This window comes from Photorhabdus africana (assembly GCF_035181445.1).
GTDB lineage: Bacteria > Pseudomonadota > Gammaproteobacteria > Enterobacterales > Enterobacteriaceae > Photorhabdus > Photorhabdus laumondii.
The window spans coordinates 16109-37705 of the sequence record NZ_JAXBVE010000034.1; the positions used below are offsets into that span (position 1 = coordinate 16109).

The window sequence follows — 21597 nt, forward strand, 5'->3', positions numbered from 1 at the left end:
GCGCCTGGCACTGTATTAGTGTGCAGCTAAATTGCTGTGCACCTTTGCCAATATCAAATAATACTTGGGGTTATTAAGGGGCTAATAATTCAGCCCCAGTCTGACATTTTCTTGGGGAGTGTTAGAAATTCTGTGTCATTCCAGTAATATATCTCAAAAAGGAATGATACATGACTCAATCTTTCGATTTCGACAAAGCCCTGAAAGCGCTTCAGGAAGGTCAGGCACTGACCGGTAAGAATGGCATCCTGACCCCATTGATTAAGCAGCTTACTGAAGCCGCTCTGGCTGCCGAACTTGATTCCTATCTGGCTAATGACCTTGAGGCCAACAGGAAGAATGGTTCCACCAAAAAGACCATCAAAGCCCCGACCGGTAACTTTGAACTGGCTACACCACGGGATCGTAATGGGACTTTTGAGCCCCAACTGGTTAAGAAGCACCAGACCACGTTATCAGACGAGATAGAGCGGAAGATTATCCGCCTGTTTGCCCTCGGGATGAGCTACACCGATATCAGCCGGGAAATTGAAGACCTGTATGCCTTCAGCGTCTCTAGCGCCACCATCAGCGCTGTGACAGACAAGGTCATTCCCGAGTTAAAACAGTGGCAGCAGCGCCCGCTGGAAGCCATTTATCCCTTTATCTGGCTGGGCGCCATCCATTACAAAATCCGTGAGGATGGTCGTTACGTGAGTAAGGCTGTCTATACCGTACTGGCGCTCAATCTTGAGGGAAAAAAGGAAGTCCTTGGGTTGTATCTGTCTGAAAACGAAGGCGCAAACTTCTGGCTATCCGTGCTGACAGACCTGCAAAACCGCGGACTGAAAGATATTCTCATCGCCTGCGTTGATGGCCTGACAGGCTTCCCGGAAGCGATCAACAGCATATACCCGCAAACGGAGGTGCAGCTGTGCGTCATTCACCAGATCCGTAACTCCATCAAATACGTAGCTTCAAAGCACCACAAAGCCTTCATGGCTGATCTGAAACCCGTGTATCGTGCGGTCTCAAAAGACGCAGCAGAAAGCGCTCTGGACGAACTGGATGCGAAATGGAGTCAACAGTATCCGGTAGTCATCCAGAGCTGGCGTCGTAAGTGGGGTAACCTGTCGGGTTATTTCCGCTATCCGGCGGGCATCCGCAAGGTGATTTACACAACCAATGCCATCGAGTCAGTCCACCGTCAGTTCAGGAAACTGACAAAAACTAAAGGGGCGTTCCCGAATGAAAACAGTCTGATGAAACTGCTTTATCTGGGGCTTCTCAATGCACAGGAAAAATGGACAATGCCAATACAGAGCTGGAATCTAACACTGTCGCAACTCTATATTTACTTTGAAGGGCGTTTGGATAATGTGATAACGTTGTAACCGCTAAATTAACGTGACACAGAATTCTGAACGCCCTCTTTTCTTGTTTTTCTACCTCCTTTTTTTACTGAGATTGATGCCATTACGGATCATTATCTTAATACTATCGTGTTGCTCCCTAGCTTTCCCTACCCGCAAACCGATATTTCAGATACCACCATTTTGAACAACTGGGTTTGATGAGAAGATACAAACCTTATATATCAGTAAGTTTGTATTCTTTTTCACGCACGAGCTTCCATGTCTGTTATAAGGCATAATTTGGGGGTCAACTTATTATCGAAAAGAACTGCCCCCAAATATCATGGATGTCAACGGATACGAATGGGCGATTATAGACTCAAAAGCTAAGTAATTTATTATTTTTTCAGGTAGTTACGTAAGTTTATGGAGAAGACCGGACTCGTACATCGCAACTATCCTTATGATCTTAATGGATTAAAATAAAACCTATTAATTAAGATACCATCAGTCCAAGTTTGTGATAATCGAACAAACAATTTTCATTTATAAAAATGATATTATGTGAATAATTTATTTTCGTACAATTTTATTTATTACTACAAATATTGACATTTATTATCAATGGAAATAAAAAATATAATTCATTGATTTTCATTAAAAAATGTGGTATAAGGCAGAAAATAAATTTATGGATATACGAAATATGTCATTCTGGCAGTCAGAAATCAATGAAACTATTACCAACTCTTTCAGGTTCATTGCCAAGAGTGAACACGATAATTTCAGCAAGTGGCTTTCAAAATATAATGAAAAAGCTCCAACATCTTCCAACCAAGGGACAATAAACCTCCCATTTCAACGTTGGTTCCGCTTTAAGGAAGCCTTTTCTCCAAAGTTCGTCGTTGACACCCTGGCCTCATTACCATATGAAGTCAATACATGTTTAGATCCATTTTTGGGGAGTGGAACAACTGCCGTCACCTGCAAAATGATGGGAATCAATTCAATTGGAACAGAAGTTAATCCATTTCTATCAGACTTAGTCTCAGTAAAATTAAATTATGTCTCTCCTGAAAGTTTTTTGAAGGAGTATAAAAAGATAATTAATAATTTAGAAATTATTACCGATGATTTCTTGTTAACTCCAGGTATGCCTTTATCTTTTACAGAACCGGGGATAAAAGGTAGATTCATATTCTATAAAAATACATATTCTACTATCAGAGCATTGCTCCGGAGTTCGAAAGTAATGTCGGATGATGAAGCTCGTCTATTCAAGGTATTATTAGGTTCAGTTCTTATTGAAAATAGCAATGCTATTGTTAATGGTAAAGGTAGAAGATATAGACGTAATTGGGATTCAAGAGTTAAAACAGGGCATGATGTAATTAGGTCTATGAACAAGGCAGTATACAATGCACTGGAAGACATTGAATTATTTCACACACAAAATAATAGTACACACTTAATTCATAACGGTGATACAAGAAAGATTTTAAAAGATATTGAAAAAGCAGACGTTATTATTTTCTCACCCCCTTACCCTAATTCTTTTGATTATACTGATGTCTATAATATTGAGTTATGGATGTTAGACTACCTTAAAAATAACATTGACAACAAAAAACTAAGGAATCAAACATTTCGTTCTCATGTTCAAGCGAAATGGAATTTCGATGCCGACATAGAATTAAATTCTAAGACCTTAATAAAGGTATTCGATAATTTAAATAAATCCAGGAAGGAGCTTTGGAACAAAAACATTCCTGAAATGGTTTATAATTATTTCGAAGATCTTCAAACTATTTTTAAAGAGTTTAGTAGAATATTACCTATAAATCATCATGCTATAGTAGCTATAGGTGATAGCCAATATGCAGGTGTTCATATTGACGTTGGTGTCATACTTGAAGAAATCTTAGTACCTCTTGGTTTTATTCTCCAAGAAAAAGGAGAGATACGTTCAATGAGGAGTAGTTCCCAGCATGGCGGTAAATTTGAACTATCTGAACATTGTTTAGTTTTCAAGAAAATAAGGTAAAATCATGACCACCGGAAGAAATAAGATCACCTTACCTATAATTAGACAAGTTAGACTATACGATTTTGATTTATATACAAGCAATCCAAATATTATAACGGAAGTCAATAAAAATGTTTATTGCCTAATCGGTGCTAATGGATTAGGAAAGTCCACATTCCTTAACTCTGTTACGTACTGTATAACTGGGGCGATTCCACTTACTGAGAAAAATTTCTCAACGGCTCCTGAATATGCTAAGAATGCGACCAAGAACACAAGGACAACTGATTATTTTAACGGTCGAATAAGTGAAAACTTACGTGAACGAGCAAAAGTATCCGTACTTCTAGAATGTAACAATACAAAAATAGAAGTAACACGTCATTTATTTTCTGATGGCAAAGTTTCAAACTTATCGATAGAAGACCTCGAAAATAATAAACATATAGCATTAGATACAAGCAACAGTAATGCTGATGAAATGGAATCAGTTTATCAGCAAAAAATAATCGAACTGACAGGATTAAAGGATTTTAGCCAATATATTTTTCTTTTCCATTTTATATCTGTATTTGATGAATCAAGACATTTATTGCTCTGGAATGACGATATATTAACAAATGCGTTATATATTGCTTTTGGAACAGATCCATCAGTGGCTATTTTAGCTGAAAATCTACAGAATGAAATGGAAAAAGAGGATTCAAGAGGACGAAACGCCAAGTTTGCTGCAAAACAGATAACACGTCAAATTGATGAATTATTATCAGCGATGAGGGATAAGCATAGTGATGATGGTTTATCGCAAGCACAAACGTTAGAAAGACATAAAAAACTCTGTGAGAATGTAAAATATGCACAAAATAGAACCTCTCATATAAACTTAGAAAAAAAAGACTTAGAAGTGAAATGTGCTGAATTAAATTCAAAATATTCAGCATTAGAGGTTGAATATAGAAAGGAGTTTTCATCTCGTCTGTCTAATATGAGCCACTTGAGATATCATCCGTTAATCAAGGTAAGTATAGAATATCATAAATGTGCTCTATGTAATTCTGAATCAAATGATATTTCTCAACATCTGGAAGACATAATATCCAAAAATAAATGTCCATTATGCTTATCGAAAGTAATTGATGATTCTGATGCAGATAAACTCGCACTTCAAAAAATCAAAAATATCGATATAGAAAGAGCAGACATTAAAGAAAAGCTTGAGATAACTTATCAAGCTTTAGACCGGGTAATTTCCGAGTTAAATATTGCTGAAGCTAATGAACAAGCAGCACAAGGAGAGCTTGATTCATTCGAAAGTGACAATAGAAGCGCAATTCTTTTAGGGAGCACACCAAATCCTAATTATTTCACTCAGGAAATAAAAGAACTTGAAGCACAGAAAGAAAAATTTAATAAAAACAGTTTGGCCTTCTATAAAAAACGAAATGAACTCCGAGAGCAATTAAGAAAATATGAAAAAGAGTTGAAGGTAAATTATTCTATATACGCAGAATCTTTTGTTCTAAGATTTAGAGAATTAGCAGAAGAATTCATTGGAATGCCAGTAGATGTAGTTTTAGAACCCCATAAGCCGAAGACAAAATCCGGATTTGGTCTGACGCTACATATGAATAATAAGCTAAGAACTACTTCAGATAAATTATCAGAAAGTCAGAGATTTTTTATTGATATTGCATTAAGAATGGCAATAACTGAATTCATGTGCAATGGTTCGGCTACACTACTTATTGATACTCCTGAAGGTTCTTTAGATATAGCATATGAAGCAAGAGCAGGTTCGATGTTTTCTAAATATGCGAAACAAAACAACTTCATACTTATGACTGCAAATCTAAGAAGTTCGTATCTTGTATTAAGACTTGCTAATCTGCAAAAAAAACAAGGTATGCAAATAGTAAAAATGACAGAATGGACGAACCTTACAGAAGTTCAGAAAAGTGAGGAGGGTTTGTTCACCAGAGCCTATAACGATATTGAAGAAGCCATGGAGTGATCATGAAACAAATACTACCGTCCGCATACTTTGATTCACTTATTATAATGGATGAAATGCCGGCATCACTACGTCCTATATCTTTTGTAGAGTATCATCTTTTTTCTTATCTATCATGTGTCTTGGCTTTATTCAAGGGTGAGTCAATAAGTAGTTGGGGTTATAAATATACCGTAACAACATATGGATTCCCTTTTTCTAACAAATTGCAACACGCCATAGATTTTTTATTGACTAAAGGATTTATTTATAGCGATGATAATGGTTTGTTTCATCCAAATAAAGATATTATAACCACTGAACTTAATAACTTCTCTCATGACAAATCTTTAGCAAATAGAAGAGAACTAATCAGTACAGCATTACAATGTGGACTCAATATACCATCGGATGCAATCAGAAATGCAATAAAAAATTCTCCGGGCATGTCTTTAAGCACGAGCCTGGCTCAAGCGGCTCCATTGCTGGATGATGAAGACAACATAGATATTTTATATGACGAATATGATGTCATATCAAAAATGATTGGGAAAGAAAATAAAGATTTATTATCACCTGCTGTAATTTGGTTATCTGCCCGTATTATGAGAACTGAAGGATAATTTTATGTTTATCGAGGCAGACCTTGGAAGAATTCGTGATTTAATTGCAAGTAGTCCGACACTTCATGCAAATCAAGTCTTTGGTAAGAACGGTACTGATAAACTTTCTTTTTTAATGGATAGGATAAAGATATTTTATCAACATTTCCCAGCAGAAAGGGTAAGCTTTAATTTAATGTTTTGCATTAAAGTTGAAAACTTTGACAATAAAGAAATGATATTCCCAAAAGGGAATTTCACACTTATTTATGGTTTTGAAAACATACATACAATAATATCATCGCGAACAGACAAATGTATATCTTTTGAAGTTTTAAATGATGGAGCCTGTGCTTTATCAATAACTGAAAACAACGATTTACACAATGACGAAACATTGCGTAAAAATTATATATTTTATAGCCTCAATAATAAAAAAGAGCATTTTTACATTGGCTCCTTTACTGATGAAGTAGTTCCTCTTTCACCAATGATAACAAGCAACTTTTGTGCGCCAACTTACCATTCATTAGATGATGCTTTGAAAACGTACTATATCAAAATGGCGAGAGAGACAACATGTAAAATTCTTCAATCCATTTGGCACAATGGAGTCGCTGGTGCAAGGTTATTTTTAACCAACAAACCAGAGCATATCATGCGTAACTCTCTCGTTCAGGCTTTGAATATGACATTAAAAGATGCTGATGTTAGGGCAGAACAAAATACAGATGATACAAAACCCGTAGATATAAAAATTTCATGGTTTCACAGTAAAGCAACCGCTCTTATTGAAATAAAATGGCTTGGTACTTCTTTAAAAATCGCACCAAAGAATCCTAATAAACCTTATACTATCTATGACGAAAACAGGGCACGAGAAGGTGCTAAACAATTAATTGAGTACATAGATAACGAGTTCACTAGTAGTCCTGAAAGATTACCTCAAGCCTACTTGGTAGTTTTTGATGCAAGAAGAAAAAATCTTATAGATCCAGAAACACAGGTCAGTAAGGATGATGCTTTCTTCTACGAAAATCATGATATTGATTATAATCTAGAATACTATGAATTAGATTATTTTAATAAACCTTATCGCTTCTATCTAAGACCGAGATATTCAAGTTTATAATTACTTTTATAAAAATTAATTTTCACGTTTACAAAAAGCCACTTTTGACAAGAGAGTGGCTTAAAATTTCTTAGCAACAAATGTCAAAGCAAGGGCTAACTCATCGAAGCTCCGCTTCTCTGAGTTGCCTTGTTTTTCCTTCCTTTGGTCTGAAAAGGTAAAACAAAATTCATAGGAAACGTTAAAAAAACATTCAAGCTATGCTGTCTCCTTGTTTTAAAAAGGAATAGAATGTTACCAACCGTTCTGATCTTATCAAAGTGAAGGTAAATGTAATGAGCGAAAACAACAAAGCAATACCAGAAGGCTAGAGTAAAAAAATAGGTGATGTAAATCTCAAAGGTATTATTGATGGAATCGAAATACACTGTAATATTGATCTAACATATCAGACACCTAAAAAACCTGAGCAGGAAACTTCGCAAAACCTTCCCAGAATGTTACAAACCAAACATTATTTTTCTTATTTCGTTCTCCCATTAATAATAATAGCCACCTGTTTCACAATCGATCTTTTTTTTGATTATAACTTCCACATTTTTTATTTATTTTACCACTCGTCTTTGGCTTCATTTTGTATATGATGTTTACCATTAGTCCTTCAACCGTCCCTGTTTATGTAAAAAAATATGTTGATTTTATAACATTGTCATCATCAACATTAACCGCATTTTTGTTATTATTCAAAACCGTTGATTCTTACAACCCATATTTAGAAATGATTTATAATTTGAAAGATCATGGGTTTATTGGTAGGCGGATTCAACTAAAGCGCTACAAGCCATCGCTCTGAAACCATGCCCACATACTTCCGTTTTTGTATCATATCCCATCACTCGTAATGCATTATTTACCGTATTTTCGCTCATAACTTTATTAGGATCATGGTCGCCGGGAAAAAGCCGTTCATTGTCCCCACTAAGCTCTTTAAGTTGCTGTAAGATATCTATTGCCTGATTACTCAACGGCACAATATGGGCTGATTTCATTTTCATGCCACGGTAAGAATAACGAACTACTTCGATTGGATTTCGTTGACCAGGTATCTCCCACACTGAACTATTAAAGTCAATTTCATCCCATCGTGCAAAACGTAACTCACTAGAACGCACAAAAGTGAGTAAAGTCAGTACCACCGCTAAACGTGTAATTTTCCTGCCACGGTAATGACTTATACGTTCCAATAATTCAGGAAAGCAATTGGATGGCAATGCAGGATAATGTTTAGTTTTAGGCATGGTCAGCGCCCCGGCCATATCTATAGCCGGATTACTGTCGATAATGTCATTTTGTACGGCATAGCGCATGATAGCAGTTACCCGCTGTTGGAGCCGTTGAGCTACATCATGCTTTCCTGCATCATCCACCATTCGGATAGGTACTAATAGATGACTAGTCTTTAACTGACGGATATCAATTTTACCAATATGAGGAAAGATGTATTGTTCAAGGCTGCGCAGTACACGCGCCCGGTTATAGTCACCCCACCGCTTATTACTGGAGTGCCATTTCCTAGCAATAGTTTCAAAATTGAATTCGCCTGATGCCTCAGCTTGTGTCTCTTTCTGTGTTGCTTTGGGATCTATACCACTAGCTATCAGTTTTTTAGCCTCATCACGTTTAGCTCTGGCATCAGCAAGAGAAATTACCGGGTAAACCCCAAATGCTAACCTGTCTTCTTTTTTATCAGTAGGTCGGCGGTATTTTATACGCCAGTATTTTGAACCTCTCGGAGTAATTTCCAGATACAACCCGCCACCATCAGCGAGTTTATAGGCTTTATCTTTTGGCTTTGCTACCTCTATTTGCCTGGCATTGAGTTTCATGTTGGGGGCACATTATTAATCGAATCGGAAGATGCCCCCAATTATGCCCCCACAGATATGTGGATTGCAACGGACGACAATAGACCTTGATAGACTATTTTATTTGATTTATAAGGAGTTTTCTTGGATAAGTGGACTTTGGTGAACTGCTATGAACATAGTCATGGTGCCGAAGGCCGGACTCGAACCGGCACACCCGAAGGCGGTTGATTTTGAATCAACTGCGTCTACCGATTTCGCCACTTCGGCACTGAAGTAAGTAGTATGCGGAAAACGAGGGTCATTATACCTGTCAGCGATCTGTTAGCAACTGTTATCCCTCTAACTTTGGTTTAAGTGTTGAAAAAAAGATCAAACTCATTTCTCAACACAAATGTGCGTTCAATTACTGAACATCAAAACCCTAAAAAGTACACCTAGCAATGTCTTTTCCACCTGAAATAACGCCTTCTCTACAATACCAGAGAAAAAACGACTCTCCCCGCAACAACTTTTACAATCATAGTTAGCTGAAACATCCGACGCTGATAGACAACCTATAATCACCTTATATAATCTCAGCATGATAGTTCACTATGAGGTAAATGGTTATGACGATTATTAGCTGGATTGGTGCCGGGATCTTTTTGGGCATTGTCATTGGTGCGTTGATGGCATTGTTTAAAAAGAATAAATAGCCGCTTTTGCTATCTTTAGCCTGTTTGTGAATTCACTGGAAATATGCCTGATTGGTCAATTCAAAATGAATAAACAGTTTTTTAAGATTTTCTCCATTTCTACCATGATGTTGGCTCTTACAGCCTGCTCTTCTTCAAATAAAATATATTCGGCAAAGTTTCTGCAACCGAAGAAACAACCATTGAAATGGGAAGTGTTCGAAGGAAATGCGAGAACTAAAAAGCTGGCTTCACAGTTGGTTGATCAGTATGCACAGGATATTTTCAACGGCAGCAATGCGCAAGGCATGGCGATGGTGGTGATTGATAATAATCAAACGGTTTACCGCAGTTTCGGTGAAACTCGTCCGGGAAACGGCATCCGTCCCAAGCCTGATTCAATCATCCGTATTGCCTCGCTGACTAAGTTGATGACCAGTGAGGTTATGATCAAGCTCGAAGAGGATGAGGTTCTGCGCTCCACCGATCCGTTGCAGGACTATAGCTATTATGGCGTGAAAGTGCCCCAATACAGCCCTCTTCAACCTATCCGGTTATTCCACTTGGCAAGCCATACCAGTGGTTTACCTCGTGAGCAACCGGAAGGTAGATGGGGGCGTCCTGTTTTTGTCTGGCCTACACAAGCCAATCGCTGGACCTGGCTAAAAACAGCTCAATTAGACTCCGCACCAAGCACAACAGCATCTTATTCCAATCTGGCTTACGATTTATTGGCAGATGCGCTCTCTAAGGCTACGGGTAAGCCATACACCCGTTTGTTACACGATAAGATCACCGGACCTTATTGCATGAAAGACACTACACTGACACCAAACCGCTCTCAGTGTGCTCGTTTGATGGAAAGTTATAAGCCGAGTCCATGTCTAAATACGATCGCTGCGGCAGGCAGTGGTGGAATCTATTCAACACCAAAAGATATGCAGCGCTGGATGCAGCAATTTTTATCATCAGACAGTCAGTTACGTAAACAAACCGCGAGTCGCGAACAAGGTATTTATTTTAAGCGTTCCGCTCTGGCTTCAATTAAAGGGATGGATGTTGCCGGTCAGGCAGATGGCGTTGGCCTTGGGTGGGTTTACATGAACGGCCGCGGCGATGTACCGGGTATTTATCAGAAAACCGGTGGTGGAGGTGGGTTCAATACGTATATGGCAATGATCCCCGAACAAAATATCGGGGTGTTTGTGGTGATCACCCGTAAACAACACAGCCAGTTCAGTAGCGTAACAACGGGGGTTAATCAACTAGTCACTGCATTGTCGAAAAATCACCATCAAGCTTGAATCTTTTACGTCCTAAAATCGAGATATCCAGGATAGGGTTTCTTAGCCAAAAACCCTATCCCTATGGTTCCCCAATTTCTAAAAACTACTGTCTCTTAAGGAGTAAATAAATACTCACAGCAAGGAACGACAAGCTTGGTAACAGCGCCGCCAAAACTGCTGGCATGCTGTACACTAAGCTCAGTGGGCCGAAGATCTCATTAAGTACATAAAATAGGAAGCCAAAGCTAATCCCTGTTATTATCCTCACTCCCATCGGCACACTGCGCAATGGTCCGAAAATGAAAGAGAGTGCCATCAACATCATCACTGCAACTGAAAGCGGCGCAAATATTTTTTTCCACATATTCAGTTGATAACGGCCTGATTCCTGTTCACTCTGCTTAAGGTACTTGATGTACTGATATAAGCCGCTAATGGAAAGTGCTTCAGGCTCAAGCGCTACCACATTCAACTGCTCTGGCGTCAGGAGAATTTTCCAGTCAGCAGAAATACGTTGTGAGCCAGTGATTTTTTTACTGTCTGTCAGATCAGATTCTTCCACCTGAGAAAGTTTCCAAAGGTCGTTATCCTCATCGTAAACCGCACTGGCGGCATACTTTACAGAGAGTAGTTTTTTATCATCACTAAAATGATAGATATTGACGCCTTTAATCTCTGTATCACTCACAATCCGCTGGATGTAGATAAAATCGTCCCCATCTTTCGCCCACATACCTTTAGTTGTTGAAACCAGAGAACCACCAAGCATCTTTTGAGCCCGGTAATTACGTGCCATCTGTTCACCTTGTGGCGCAACCCATTCACCGATAACCATAGTCAGGATCACCAACGGAATAGCCGTTTTCATCACTGAGCCAGCAATCTGCATACGGGTAAATCCAGAAGCCTGCATGACCACCAACTCACTACGGGTTGCCAACGTACCAAGCCCCAGTAAGGCGCCAAGCAAAGCTGCCATCGGGAAGAATATCTGAATATCTTTCGGCACACTTAACAAAGCGTAAAGACCAGCGGAAATAGTGGTGTATTCCCCCTGCCCCACTTTTCTTAGCTGCTCAACAAATTTAATAATGCCAGAGAGTGATACCAGCATAAACAGCGTCATCAGAATAGTCTGTATAATAGTCCGCCCGATATAACGATCCAATACACCAAACATCAGACTACTCCTCGGTCTTTGAAACGAGCTCGGATCCTACGCATCGGCAAGGTATCCCAAATATTGAGAACCAGCGCCAACATCAGGTAAGCCCCGTTAACTAACCACATCCAGATAAGGGGATCCAATTTGCCTTTACTACCGTTAGAACGCAGAGAACTTTGCAGTAAGAAGAAAATTAGATATAGCAGCATCGCAGGCAACATACTGAGTACCCGCCCTTGGCGCGGGTTGACTACACTTAACGGTACAACCATCATGGCCATAATCAGTACCGAGAGCACCAAAGTCAAACGCCAATGGAATTCAGCGCGGGAATCCTTGTCATTATCCTGCCATAACTGGGCAATGGACTTCTGTTCAACTTTATTACTATCTGTGATTGAAGACCTATGCCCGACAATCGCTTGATAGTCATGAAACTCAGTGATCCTAAAATCACGCAACATTGCTGTACCTTCGTAACGCGTACCATGATTAAGGATAACCACCTGTTTACCATCAGGCCGCTCCACCATATGACCACCATCAGCGATCACAACGGAAGGACGCTGGTTATCAACGGGGCGAAGCTGGGCAAGAAATATGTTTTCAAATTTATTGCCATGCACGTTGCCAATATAGAGCACCAGATTACCATCTTCGGAAGGTTTAAACTTCCCTTCCATGATCGCCGCCAAGCTTGGATTAGCTTTAGCATCGGCCCGCACCTGTTCTTTATATTTCGAGGACCACGGCATGACCCAAGTGACATTCACTGCCGCTAGCGCAGAAGTAAATAACGCCAGAATCAGCGCCGCAACCACCAGCACACGCTTGCCCAAGCCACACGCATGCATAACAGTAATTTCACTTTCAGTATAGAGTTTACTGAAAGTCATCAATACCCCAAGAAACAGACTCAGGGGCAAAATCAGCTGCGCCATCTCAGGCACACCTAACCCTAACAAGGATAAAACTAAATTTGCCGGGATATCTCCTTCCACTGCGGCACCCAGAATTTCCACTAACTTTTGACAGAAAAAGATCAGTAAAAGGATAAAGAGTATCGCAACTTGGCTTTTCAGGGTTTCCCGTACCAGATATCTAATGATGATCACGCTTATTACGCCTGTGAAAACTTGTCTTTTTGCAGGAAAATCGCTAACTTCATTGTATATATACCATTTATTATGTGCATCAGTTTGGCTTCCTCACTGCTAAAATGATATCGAAGCATTCCATATTCAGGTTCCCAGTCAGAACATACTTATATAGTTAGCTAAATAATAACAAATAGTGCGTTTAGCTTAACATAAATAGTTAATTTTCTATGGGGTAGATTAATGCGGAACGCTATATTTTAGCGATAGTATCCGCCTTTGTCTTTAAGATTCAGGAGAACGCATGGAGTTTAGTGTAAAAAGCGGTAGCCCGGAAAAACAACGTAGTGCATGTATCATTGTCGGCGTTTTCGAACCTCGTCGCCTTTCCTCTATCGCTGAACAACTTGATAAAATAAGTGACGGTTACATCAGTGCATTGCTACGCCGTGGTGAATTAGAAGGCAAAGTTGGTCAATCACTGCTGCTGCATCATGTTCCCAATGTGTTATCTGAACGTATTCTGCTTATCGGCTGTGGTAAAGAGCGCGAATTGGATGAACGCCAGTATAAACAGATTATTCAGAAAACTATCAATACCCTCAATGAAACAGGTTCAATGGAAGCTGTTTGCTTCTTAACAGAATTGCATGTTAAAGGCCGCAATAATTATTGGAAAGTACGCCAAGCGGTAGAAACAGCAAAAGAATCTCTCTATGTTTTCAACCAGTTAAAAAGTAATAAAAATGAGTTGCGCCGCCCACTGCGTAAAATGGTTTTCAATGTTCCGACCCGTCGGGAATTAACCAGCGGTGAACGTGCAATTCAGCACGGCCTCGCTATTGCTGCCGGTATCAAAGCGGCCAAAGATCTTGGTAATATGCCACCCAATATCTGTAATGCAGCTTATCTGGCTTCTCAGGCACGCCAGCTCGCAGATTTTGCCAATAGCCATATTACAACAAAAGTGATTGGTGAAGAGCAGATGAAAGAACTAGGCATGAATGCCTATCTGGCGGTTGGTCAAGGTTCTCAAAATGAATCTCTGATGTCAGTCATGGAATATAAAGGCAGTCCTGATAAAAAGGCCAAGCCCATCATTCTGGTTGGCAAAGGGCTGACTTTTGACTCCGGCGGTATTTCAATCAAACCTGCTGGTAGCATGGATGAGATGAAATACGATATGTGTGGGGCTGCAACGGTTTATGGCGTGATGCGTGTGGTTTCTGAGCTACAATTACCACTCAATGTCATCGGCGTCATGGCAGGCTGCGAGAATATGCCAGGAGGTCGCGCTTACCGACCTGGAGATATTTTAACCACCCTATCTGGTCAGACTGTCGAAATACTCAACACCGATGCCGAAGGCCGTCTGGTTCTGTGCGATGCATTAACTTATGTTGAACGTTTTGATCCAGAATTAGTCATTGATATCGCTACACTAACCGGTGCTTGCATAACGGCTCTTGGTAACCATTACAGTGGATTGTTATCCAACCATAATCCACTGGCCCATGAGTTACTCAATGCTTCAGAACAATCCGGTGATCGCGCATGGCGTTTGCCAATGACTGACGAGTTCCTCGAACAAATCGATTCTAACTTTGCCGATCTGGCGAATAGCGGTAGCGGTGGGGGTGGTGCGATTACCGCAGCCTGTTTCCTGTCCCGCTTCGCAACAAAATATCACTGGGCACATCTGGATATCGCAGGTACCGCCTGGCGTTCAGGTAAAGCAAAAGGCGCAACAGGTCGCCCGGTTGCACTACTGTCACAATTCCTGTTAAATCGTGCGGGAAGTGCCGGTATCAATAACGACGATTGATTTGATTCCTCTCTTAGTTTATCAAAAGGGCATTTGACAATGCCCTTTCTCCGTAACAGAGACATTATGAAAAGTGCCACGTTTTATTTACTGGAACAGCCATCACCTCAGGCAGATTTGCAAGCTCACGAATGGTTGGCATGTCAATTTGCGGCTGACCAATGGCGAGCAGGAAAACGGGTACTCATTGCCTGTGAAAATCAGCAGCAGGCAGAAAAGTTAGATGAAGCCTTATGGCAACGGGAACCTCATCAGTTCGTTCCACATAATCTTGCGGGTGAAGGGCCAAGATATGGCGCACCAGTTGAGTTATGTTGGCCGCAAAAACGGGGAAATGCCCCCCGTGATATCCTAATAAATCTGTTGCCGCAATTTGCAGACTTTGCCACCGCTTTCCATGAAGTGATAGACTTCGTTCCTATAGATGAAAATTTGAAACAGTTGGCGCGTGAACGATATAAATCCTATCGCAGCGTCGGCTTTAATTTGACCATGGCAACGCCGCCAACATACTAAGTATCAAGATAAAATGGAAAAAACACCCGCAACTCAAACGCAAGCCGAGCCATCTCTCGATAAAACGTACAATCCTAAAGAAATTGAACAACCTCTTTATAACCATTGGGAGAAAAGTGGTTACTTTAAGCCTAACGGCGATACCCGCCGTGAGAGTTTCTGTATTGTTATCCCGCCACCAAACGTGACCGGCAGCCTGCATATGGGCCACGCGTTTCAGCAAACCATTATGGATACCATGATCCGCTATCAACGAATGCAGGGTAAAAATACTTTGTGGCAGTCCGGTACTGACCACGCAGGTATTGCTACTCAAATGGTGGTTGAGCGCAAGATCGCAGCAGAAGAAGGCAAAACCCGTCACGATTATGGCCGTGATGCGTTTATCGATAAGATCTGGCAGTGGAAAGCTGAATCCGGCGGCACGATTACCAATCAGATGCGTCGTCTGGGTAACTCCGTTGACTGGGAGCGCGAGCGTTTCACGATGGATGAAGGTCTATCCAACGCCGTAAAAGAAGCCTTTGTCCGTTTGTATCAAGAAAATCTCATTTATCGCGGTAAACGTCTGGTTAACTGGGATCCGAAATTGCACACTGCAATTTCGGATCTGGAAGTTGAGAACCGTGAAGTTAAAGGTTCTATGTGGCATCTACGTTATCCATTGGCCGATGGTGTCACAACCGCAGAGGGGAAAGATTACCTAATCGTTGCGACTACCCGGCCTGAAACTATGCTAGGCGATACCGGCGTAGCAGTTAACCCAGAAGATCCGCGTTATAAGGATTTAATCGGCAAAGAAATTATTCTGCCATTAATTAACCGCCGCATTCCTATTATCGGTGATGAACATGCGGATATGGAGAAAGGTACCGGTTGCGTAAAAATTACACCTGCCCATGACTTCAATGACTATGAAGTCGGTAAACGCCATGCCCTGCCGATGATCAATATCATGACTCTTGATGGCAACATCCGTCATAAAGCAGAAGTTTTCGATACTCATGGCGAGATTTCTGACACTTACAGCTCTGATATTCCGACTGAATATCAAGGCATAGAGCGTTTTGCTGCCCGTAAAGCGATGGTGGCGGAGTTCGAAAGACTGGGCCTGCTGGTTGAAATTAAAGCTCATGATCTGACCGTTCCTTATGGCGATCGCGGCGGCGTAGTTATTGAACCTATGCTGACTGATCAATGGTATGTCCGTACTGCGCCTCTGGCGAAAGTAGCTATCGAAGCCGTTGAGAATGGTGATATCCAGTTTGTACCTAAACAGTATGAAAATATGTATTACTCCTGGATGCGCGATATTCAGGATTGGTGTATCTCTCGCCAATTATGGTGGGGTCACCGCATCCCGGCATGGTATGACACCAACGGTAATGTCTATGTTGGTCGCAGTGAAGAAGAAGTCCGTCGTGAAAATAATCTGGGCACAGATATCTCTTTAAACCAAGATGAAGATGTACTGGATACTTGGTTCTCTTCCGGTCTATGGACTTTCTCTACCCTTGGCTGGCCTGAACAAACTGACGCGCTGAAAACTTTCCACCCAACCGATGTGTTGGTGAGTGGTTTTGATATCATCTTTTTCTGGATTGCCCGTATGATCATGATGACCATGCATTTCATCAAAGATGAAAATGGCAAACCTCAGGTTCCATTTAAGACGGTTTACATGACCGGTCTTATCCGGGATGAAGAAGGTCAGAAGATGTCCAAATCCAAAGGGAATGTTATTGACCCACTGGACATGGTTGACGGTATTTCTTTGGAAGAACTGCTGGAAAAACGCACCGGCAATATGATGCAGCCTCAGTTGGCTGAAAAAATTCGCAAACGTACCGAGAAGCAATTCCCGGCAGGTATTGAAGCGCATGGTACCGATGCCCTGCGCTTTACGTTAGCAGCGCTGGCCTCAACAGGTCGTGATATCAACTGGGATATGAAACGCCTGCAAGGTTACCGTAATTTCTGTAACAAATTGTGGAATGCCAGCCGTTTTGTTCTGATGAATACAGAAGGCCAGGATTGTGGCCAACATGGCGGCGAAATGGCACTATCGTTGGCTGACCGTTGGATTCTGGCTGAATTTAACCAGACAGTAAAAGCTTATCGTGAAGCACTGGATACATATCGTTTCGATATGGCGGCCAATATTCTTTATGAATTCACCTGGAATCAGTTCTGTGACTGGTATCTGGAGCTCTCTAAACCGGCAATTAACAAAGGTTCAGAGGAGGAAGTTAGTGGTGCTCGTCATACGCTGATTGAAGTTCTGGAAGGATTATTGCGTCTGGCTCACCCAATTATTCCATTTATCACCGAAACCATCTGGCAACGGGTGAAAGTGGTGAAGGGAATTGAGGCAGATACCATTATGCTGCAACCGTTCCCTGAATTTGATCTAGCGAAAACGGATGAGCTGGCGCTGAACGATCTGGAATGGATTAAAGAAACGATTATTGCAGTACGTAATATCCGTGCTGAAATGAATATCGCACCGGGCAAACCTCTGGAAGTTTTGCTACGTAATGCCGATGCTGATGCACAACGTCGTGTAGCGGAAAACCTGAATTTTATTCAGGCAATGGGCCGCTTATCTTCTGTCACGCTTTTGTCTGCGGGTGAAGAAGCGCCGATTTCTGTCACTAAACTGATTAATGGCGCAGAAGTATTAATCCCAATGGCTGGCTTAGTCGATAAAGAAGCTGAACTAAGTCGCTTAAATAAAGAGCTTGAGAAGCTGGATAAAGAGATTGGTGCCATTGAAGGTAAGCTGTCAAATGAAGGCTTCGTCAGCCGTGCGCCCGAAGCCGTTGTAGCCAAAGAGCGTGAACGTCTGGCAAGCTGCAATACATCCAAAGAGAAGCTGCTGGCTCAGAAAGAAACCATTGCCGCATTGTAATATTTTCAAAAAGTAAATTCTCACCAAAGCCACTGACAATGAATTGCAGTGGCTTTTTAATTTAAATAGTAAACGATAAAATTAATAATAAAATGTAAATTTAATTAATTCTATATAAACATCATCAAAAATATTGAAAATAAAAATACCTATCTCCTTAACATAAGTGAATATTTATTTTATTCATTTTTAAATTTATATATCTTAAATGACAATATGATATAATTTTATTTTATATCTAAATAATTATATTTAGCATATTATACAGAGAGTAAAATCATATAAATACATTATTACAAGTAAAAAGGAAAACAATAATGCAATTCTAGCCCAATTAAATATCAAATTATTTATTGTCATAAATAATTTATTTCAGTGGGAATTATTAAGGTAGTAATAAATTAATTCAATAATTTATACCCTATGGATTTCAAGATGCATCGCGGCGGCAAAGGAGCGAATCCCCGGGAGCATAGATAACTATGTGACTGGGGTGAGTGAGTGTAGCCAACAAAGAAGCAACTTGAAAGATGACGGGTATATAACAACCCGGAGAAACAAAATGAAAACACTTATTACCCTATTATTGACAAGCACTATCCAATTCGGTCTCGTATATTCAGCTAATGCAGAATCAACCCTTGATAAGATTAAATCCACCGGCACACTCAGAATAGCAACGGAAGGAGCTTATCCACCATTTACTTATCGCGACGCCTCGGATACTTTAACTGGCTTCGATGTCGACATTGGCCGTGAAATTGCACACCGATTGAATGTCAAACCAACATTTATTGAAGGAAAATGGGACGGACTTATTGCCGGGCTGGATGCCGGACGTTCTGATGCAGTAATTAACCAAATTGCGATTACACCTGAGCGCAAGAAAAAATATGACTTCTCCATCCCCTATATCACATCGCAAGCGGTACTTATCATTAATAAAGATAATAATAACATAAGAAAATTCAGCGACTTAAAAGGCAAAACCTCAGCACATACTCTAACCAACAACTTCGCCCAAATAGCCAGAGATAATGGTGCGGAAATTATCGGCACTCATGGATTTAGTCAAGAAATCGAACTGGTTAGTACCGGCAGAGCCGATGCCACTATTAATGATAGCCTATCTTATCTGGACTATAAGAAGCATAAGCCAAACGCACCAGTAAAAATTGTTGCAGCAACCCCCAATGCAGGTCAAACAGCGGTTTTGCTCCGCAAGGGCGAGTCAGAACTAAAAGTTGCTATTGATAAAGCAATAACTGACATCAAAACTGATGGCACTTACCAGCGTATCTGGGCCCAATATTTTGGCGATAATCTTCCCGAATAAGTGAAAGATTATCTTATTCAGATAGACAGTTCCCTAAAAGTTGAATACAAACTCTGACCAGGGAACTTTATCATCAACCGTGTTGAATTGAGTAATCAGAAAATATTTTAGTCAAATATTATATATATTAATTTATATAAATTTTTTTATATATCCAAAATAACCATAAGATATAATTATATCTTATATATGTAAGTTGACAGCTTGCCATATGATATTTAAAAAAATCACTATAAATATATATACCCTACGGATTTCAAGATGCATCGCGACGGCAAAGGAGTGAATCCCCGGGAGCATAGCAAACTATGTGACCGGGGTGAGCGAGTGCAGCCAACAAAGAGGCAACTTGAAAGATAACGGGTATAGTTATATTACACAATAGGGAAAATATATGGAGCCCTCCTGGTTTAATCTAGTACTCGATTCTTTTTGGCCTATGTTTTATGCGGGCTTTACTTTCACTATTCCACTAACGCTTATTACCTTTACTCTCGGTATAATACTGGGTTTTATTGTTGCGCTCATCCGGCTGTACGGGCCAAAACCACTTATTGCTGTCGCCAAATTCTACGTCTGGCTGATCCGTGGCACACCATTGCTGGTACAACTGTTTCTTATTTTTTATGCCTTACCTAGCGTCGGCATTACGTTAGGTGCATTTACCTCGGCAGTGATTGGTTTCACTTTAAATATTGGCGCCTATACCTCTGAGATAATTCGCGCTACTTTATTGTCTGTACCAAAAGGGCAGTGGGAAGCGGCTTATTCTATCGGCATGAGCTGGACACAATCATTGCGTCGGATCATTCTACCTCAAGCCGCAAGAATCGCGATCCCACCACTCTCAAACACATTTATTTCACTGGTGAAAGATACTTCACTGGCCTCAGTCATTACCGTACCGGAGCTTTTCCTTGCTGCACAACGTATTGCAGCGGTAACTTATCAACCTCTCATTCTTTATACTGAGGCAGCAATACTTTATCTGATCATCAGTTCAGTATTGTCATCACTACAAGCCCGTCTGGAAAAGAAGTTTTCGCAAAAGAGTGACACACAGGAATTAAAAGATGATTCAACTCTCCGGCATTGAAAAAAGTTTTGACGGGCAAAAGGTCCTGAAAAAAATCGATCTTACCATTGAGGAAGGCAACCTGACCGCACTGATTGGCCCATCTGGAAGTGGCAAAAGCACGCTATTACGCTGCATCAACTTATTAGAAATTCCCCAGGCCGGGAAGCTCCAAATCGACAATGAAAGCATGACCTTCACCGGCAAAGGGCGGATTGCTCACAAGGATATACAACGGATCCGCCAACAAACCGGCATGGTGTTTCAAAACTTTCAGCTTTTCCCTCACCTCACCGTCATTGAGAACATCATGGAAGGGTTAATCTGGGTTCAGAAATGGTCACGTGAACAGGCTAAACAGCGAGCGCTTGAACTACTGGAAAAGGTTGATATGTCACACAAGGCCGATGTCTTTCCAACCACTCTCTCCGGTGGTCAGCAACAGCGCGTAGCGATTGCCCGGGCACTAGCACCTTCGCCCAAAGTATTATTATGCGACGAACCAACTTCCGCACTTGATCCAGAGTTATCGCAGGAAGTTGTTGCCGTATTAAAGCAGTTGGCTAAGGAAGGCACCACGATGTTAATGGCTACCCATGATCTGCGTCTGGCCGCTAATCTTGCCCACGACGTCATATTTTTAGAATCCGGGGAAATCGTCGAATCGGGAACGTCGAAAACGATTTTCACCCGCGCCCTTAAACAACGTACTGTGGAATTTGTTTCAACCTTAACCAATACTTTACCGGATTGGGAGATATAACCCACCGTTAAAATAACCTTGCCGTAATTGATCTTAGAATCAGTTCATTACCATCAA

General features: G+C 40.8%; 15 protein-coding genes, 1 tRNA gene and 1 pseudogene. 12 read left to right on the top strand and 5 right to left on the bottom strand.

All coding sequences use genetic code 11. The features are described 5' to 3' along the window. Positions 1 to 170 precede the first annotated feature (170 nt). On the top strand, positions 171 to 1373 hold the full coding sequence (locus tag SLS51_RS17360; RefSeq protein ID WP_323839898.1) for an IS256 family transposase: 1203 nt from the start codon (positions 171 to 173) through the stop codon (positions 1371 to 1373). A 124-nt stretch (positions 1374 to 1497) separates the two neighbouring features. Here SLS51_RS17360 and SLS51_RS24710 read toward each other — a convergent pair. Beyond that, positions 1498 to 1605 (bottom strand): annotated as a pseudogene (locus SLS51_RS24710) (Arm DNA-binding domain-containing protein); the annotation flags it as partial. A gap of 435 nt (positions 1606 to 2040) precedes the next feature. Here SLS51_RS24710 and SLS51_RS17365 point away from each other — a divergent pair. The 4 genes from SLS51_RS17365 to SLS51_RS17380 are packed head-to-tail and all read left to right on the top strand — an operon-like array spanning position 2041 to position 7084. Then, positions 2041 to 3378, top strand: a complete 1338-nt coding sequence (locus SLS51_RS17365; RefSeq protein WP_323839899.1) for a DNA methyltransferase — start codon at positions 2041 to 2043, stop codon at positions 3376 to 3378. Positions 3379 to 3382: 4 nt separating this feature from the next. Further along, the gene (locus tag SLS51_RS17370) at positions 3383 to 5371 is read left to right on the top strand and encodes an AAA family ATPase (protein WP_323839900.1); all 1989 of its coding nucleotides are present in this window, start codon (positions 3383 to 3385) and stop codon (positions 5369 to 5371) included. A gap of 2 nt (positions 5372 to 5373) precedes the next feature. Beyond that, positions 5374 to 5973 carry a hypothetical protein gene (locus SLS51_RS17375; RefSeq protein WP_323839901.1) on the top strand — a complete coding sequence of 200 codons (600 nt, stop codon included), beginning with the start codon at positions 5374 to 5376 and terminating at the stop codon, positions 5971 to 5973. Between the two features lie 4 nt (positions 5974 to 5977). Next, positions 5978 to 7084 carry a hypothetical protein gene (locus SLS51_RS17380; RefSeq protein ID WP_323839902.1) on the top strand — a complete coding sequence of 369 codons (1107 nt, stop codon included), beginning with the start codon at positions 5978 to 5980 and terminating at the stop codon, positions 7082 to 7084. A gap of 746 nt (positions 7085 to 7830) precedes the next feature. Here SLS51_RS17380 and SLS51_RS17385 read toward each other — a convergent pair. Both SLS51_RS17385 and SLS51_RS17390 read right to left on the bottom strand, forming a co-directional pair. Beyond that, the gene (locus SLS51_RS17385) at positions 7831 to 8910 is read right to left on the bottom strand and encodes a tyrosine-type recombinase/integrase (RefSeq protein WP_323839903.1); all 1080 of its coding nucleotides are present in this window, start codon (positions 8908 to 8910) and stop codon (positions 7831 to 7833) included. Positions 8911 to 9074: 164 nt separating this feature from the next. Continuing rightward, positions 9075 to 9159, bottom strand: a tRNA-Leu gene (locus SLS51_RS17390). Positions 9160 to 9652: 493 nt separating this feature from the next. Here SLS51_RS17390 and ampH point away from each other — a divergent pair. After that, positions 9653 to 10870 (top strand): D-alanyl-D-alanine-carboxypeptidase/endopeptidase AmpH, encoded by a 1218-nt coding sequence (ampH, locus tag SLS51_RS17395; RefSeq protein ID WP_323839904.1) that lies wholly within the window; start codon positions 9653 to 9655, stop codon positions 10868 to 10870. An 85-nt stretch (positions 10871 to 10955) separates the two neighbouring features. Here ampH and lptG read toward each other — a convergent pair whose 3' ends face one another. Together lptG and lptF are read right to left on the bottom strand one after the other, a co-directional pair. Then, positions 10956 to 12032: an LPS export ABC transporter permease LptG gene (lptG, locus tag SLS51_RS17400; protein ID WP_323839905.1), complete on the bottom strand. Its 1077-nt coding sequence runs from the start codon at positions 12030 to 12032 to the stop codon at positions 10956 to 10958. Then, positions 12032 to 13132 carry an LPS export ABC transporter permease LptF gene (gene lptF, locus SLS51_RS17405; RefSeq protein WP_323839906.1) on the bottom strand — a complete coding sequence of 367 codons (1101 nt, stop codon included), beginning with the start codon at positions 13130 to 13132 and terminating at the stop codon, positions 12032 to 12034. The genes lptG and lptF overlap by 1 nt, the downstream gene beginning before the upstream one ends. Before the next feature lie 286 nt (positions 13133 to 13418). Here lptF and pepA point away from each other — a divergent pair, with 286 nt between their 5' ends. The 6 genes from pepA (at position 13419) to SLS51_RS17435 (ending at position 21540) form a co-directional block, all read left to right on the top strand. Further along, positions 13419 to 14939 (top strand): leucyl aminopeptidase, encoded by a 1521-nt coding sequence (gene pepA, locus SLS51_RS17410; RefSeq protein ID WP_323839907.1) that lies wholly within the window; start codon positions 13419 to 13421, stop codon positions 14937 to 14939. Positions 14940 to 15005: 66 nt separating this feature from the next. Further along, positions 15006 to 15455, top strand: a complete 450-nt coding sequence (locus tag SLS51_RS17415) for a DNA polymerase III subunit chi (protein WP_011148563.1) — start codon at positions 15006 to 15008, stop codon at positions 15453 to 15455. 13 nt (positions 15456 to 15468) lie between these two features. Beyond that, positions 15469 to 18366 (top strand): valine--tRNA ligase, encoded by a 2898-nt coding sequence (locus tag SLS51_RS17420; protein ID WP_323839908.1) that lies wholly within the window; start codon positions 15469 to 15471, stop codon positions 18364 to 18366. A 562-nt stretch (positions 18367 to 18928) separates the two neighbouring features. Next, positions 18929 to 19702, top strand: coding sequence for an amino acid ABC transporter substrate-binding protein (locus SLS51_RS17425; protein WP_323839909.1), 774 nt, complete (start codon positions 18929 to 18931; stop codon positions 19700 to 19702). A gap of 394 nt (positions 19703 to 20096) precedes the next feature. Then, the gene (locus tag SLS51_RS17430) at positions 20097 to 20798 is read left to right on the top strand and encodes an amino acid ABC transporter permease (RefSeq protein ID WP_323839910.1); all 702 of its coding nucleotides are present in this window, start codon (positions 20097 to 20099) and stop codon (positions 20796 to 20798) included. Continuing rightward, positions 20776 to 21540 carry an amino acid ABC transporter ATP-binding protein gene (locus SLS51_RS17435; protein WP_323839911.1) on the top strand — a complete coding sequence of 255 codons (765 nt, stop codon included), beginning with the start codon at positions 20776 to 20778 and terminating at the stop codon, positions 21538 to 21540. The genes SLS51_RS17430 and SLS51_RS17435 overlap by 23 nt, the downstream gene beginning before the upstream one ends. The last annotated feature ends 57 nt before the right edge of the window (positions 21541 to 21597 follow it).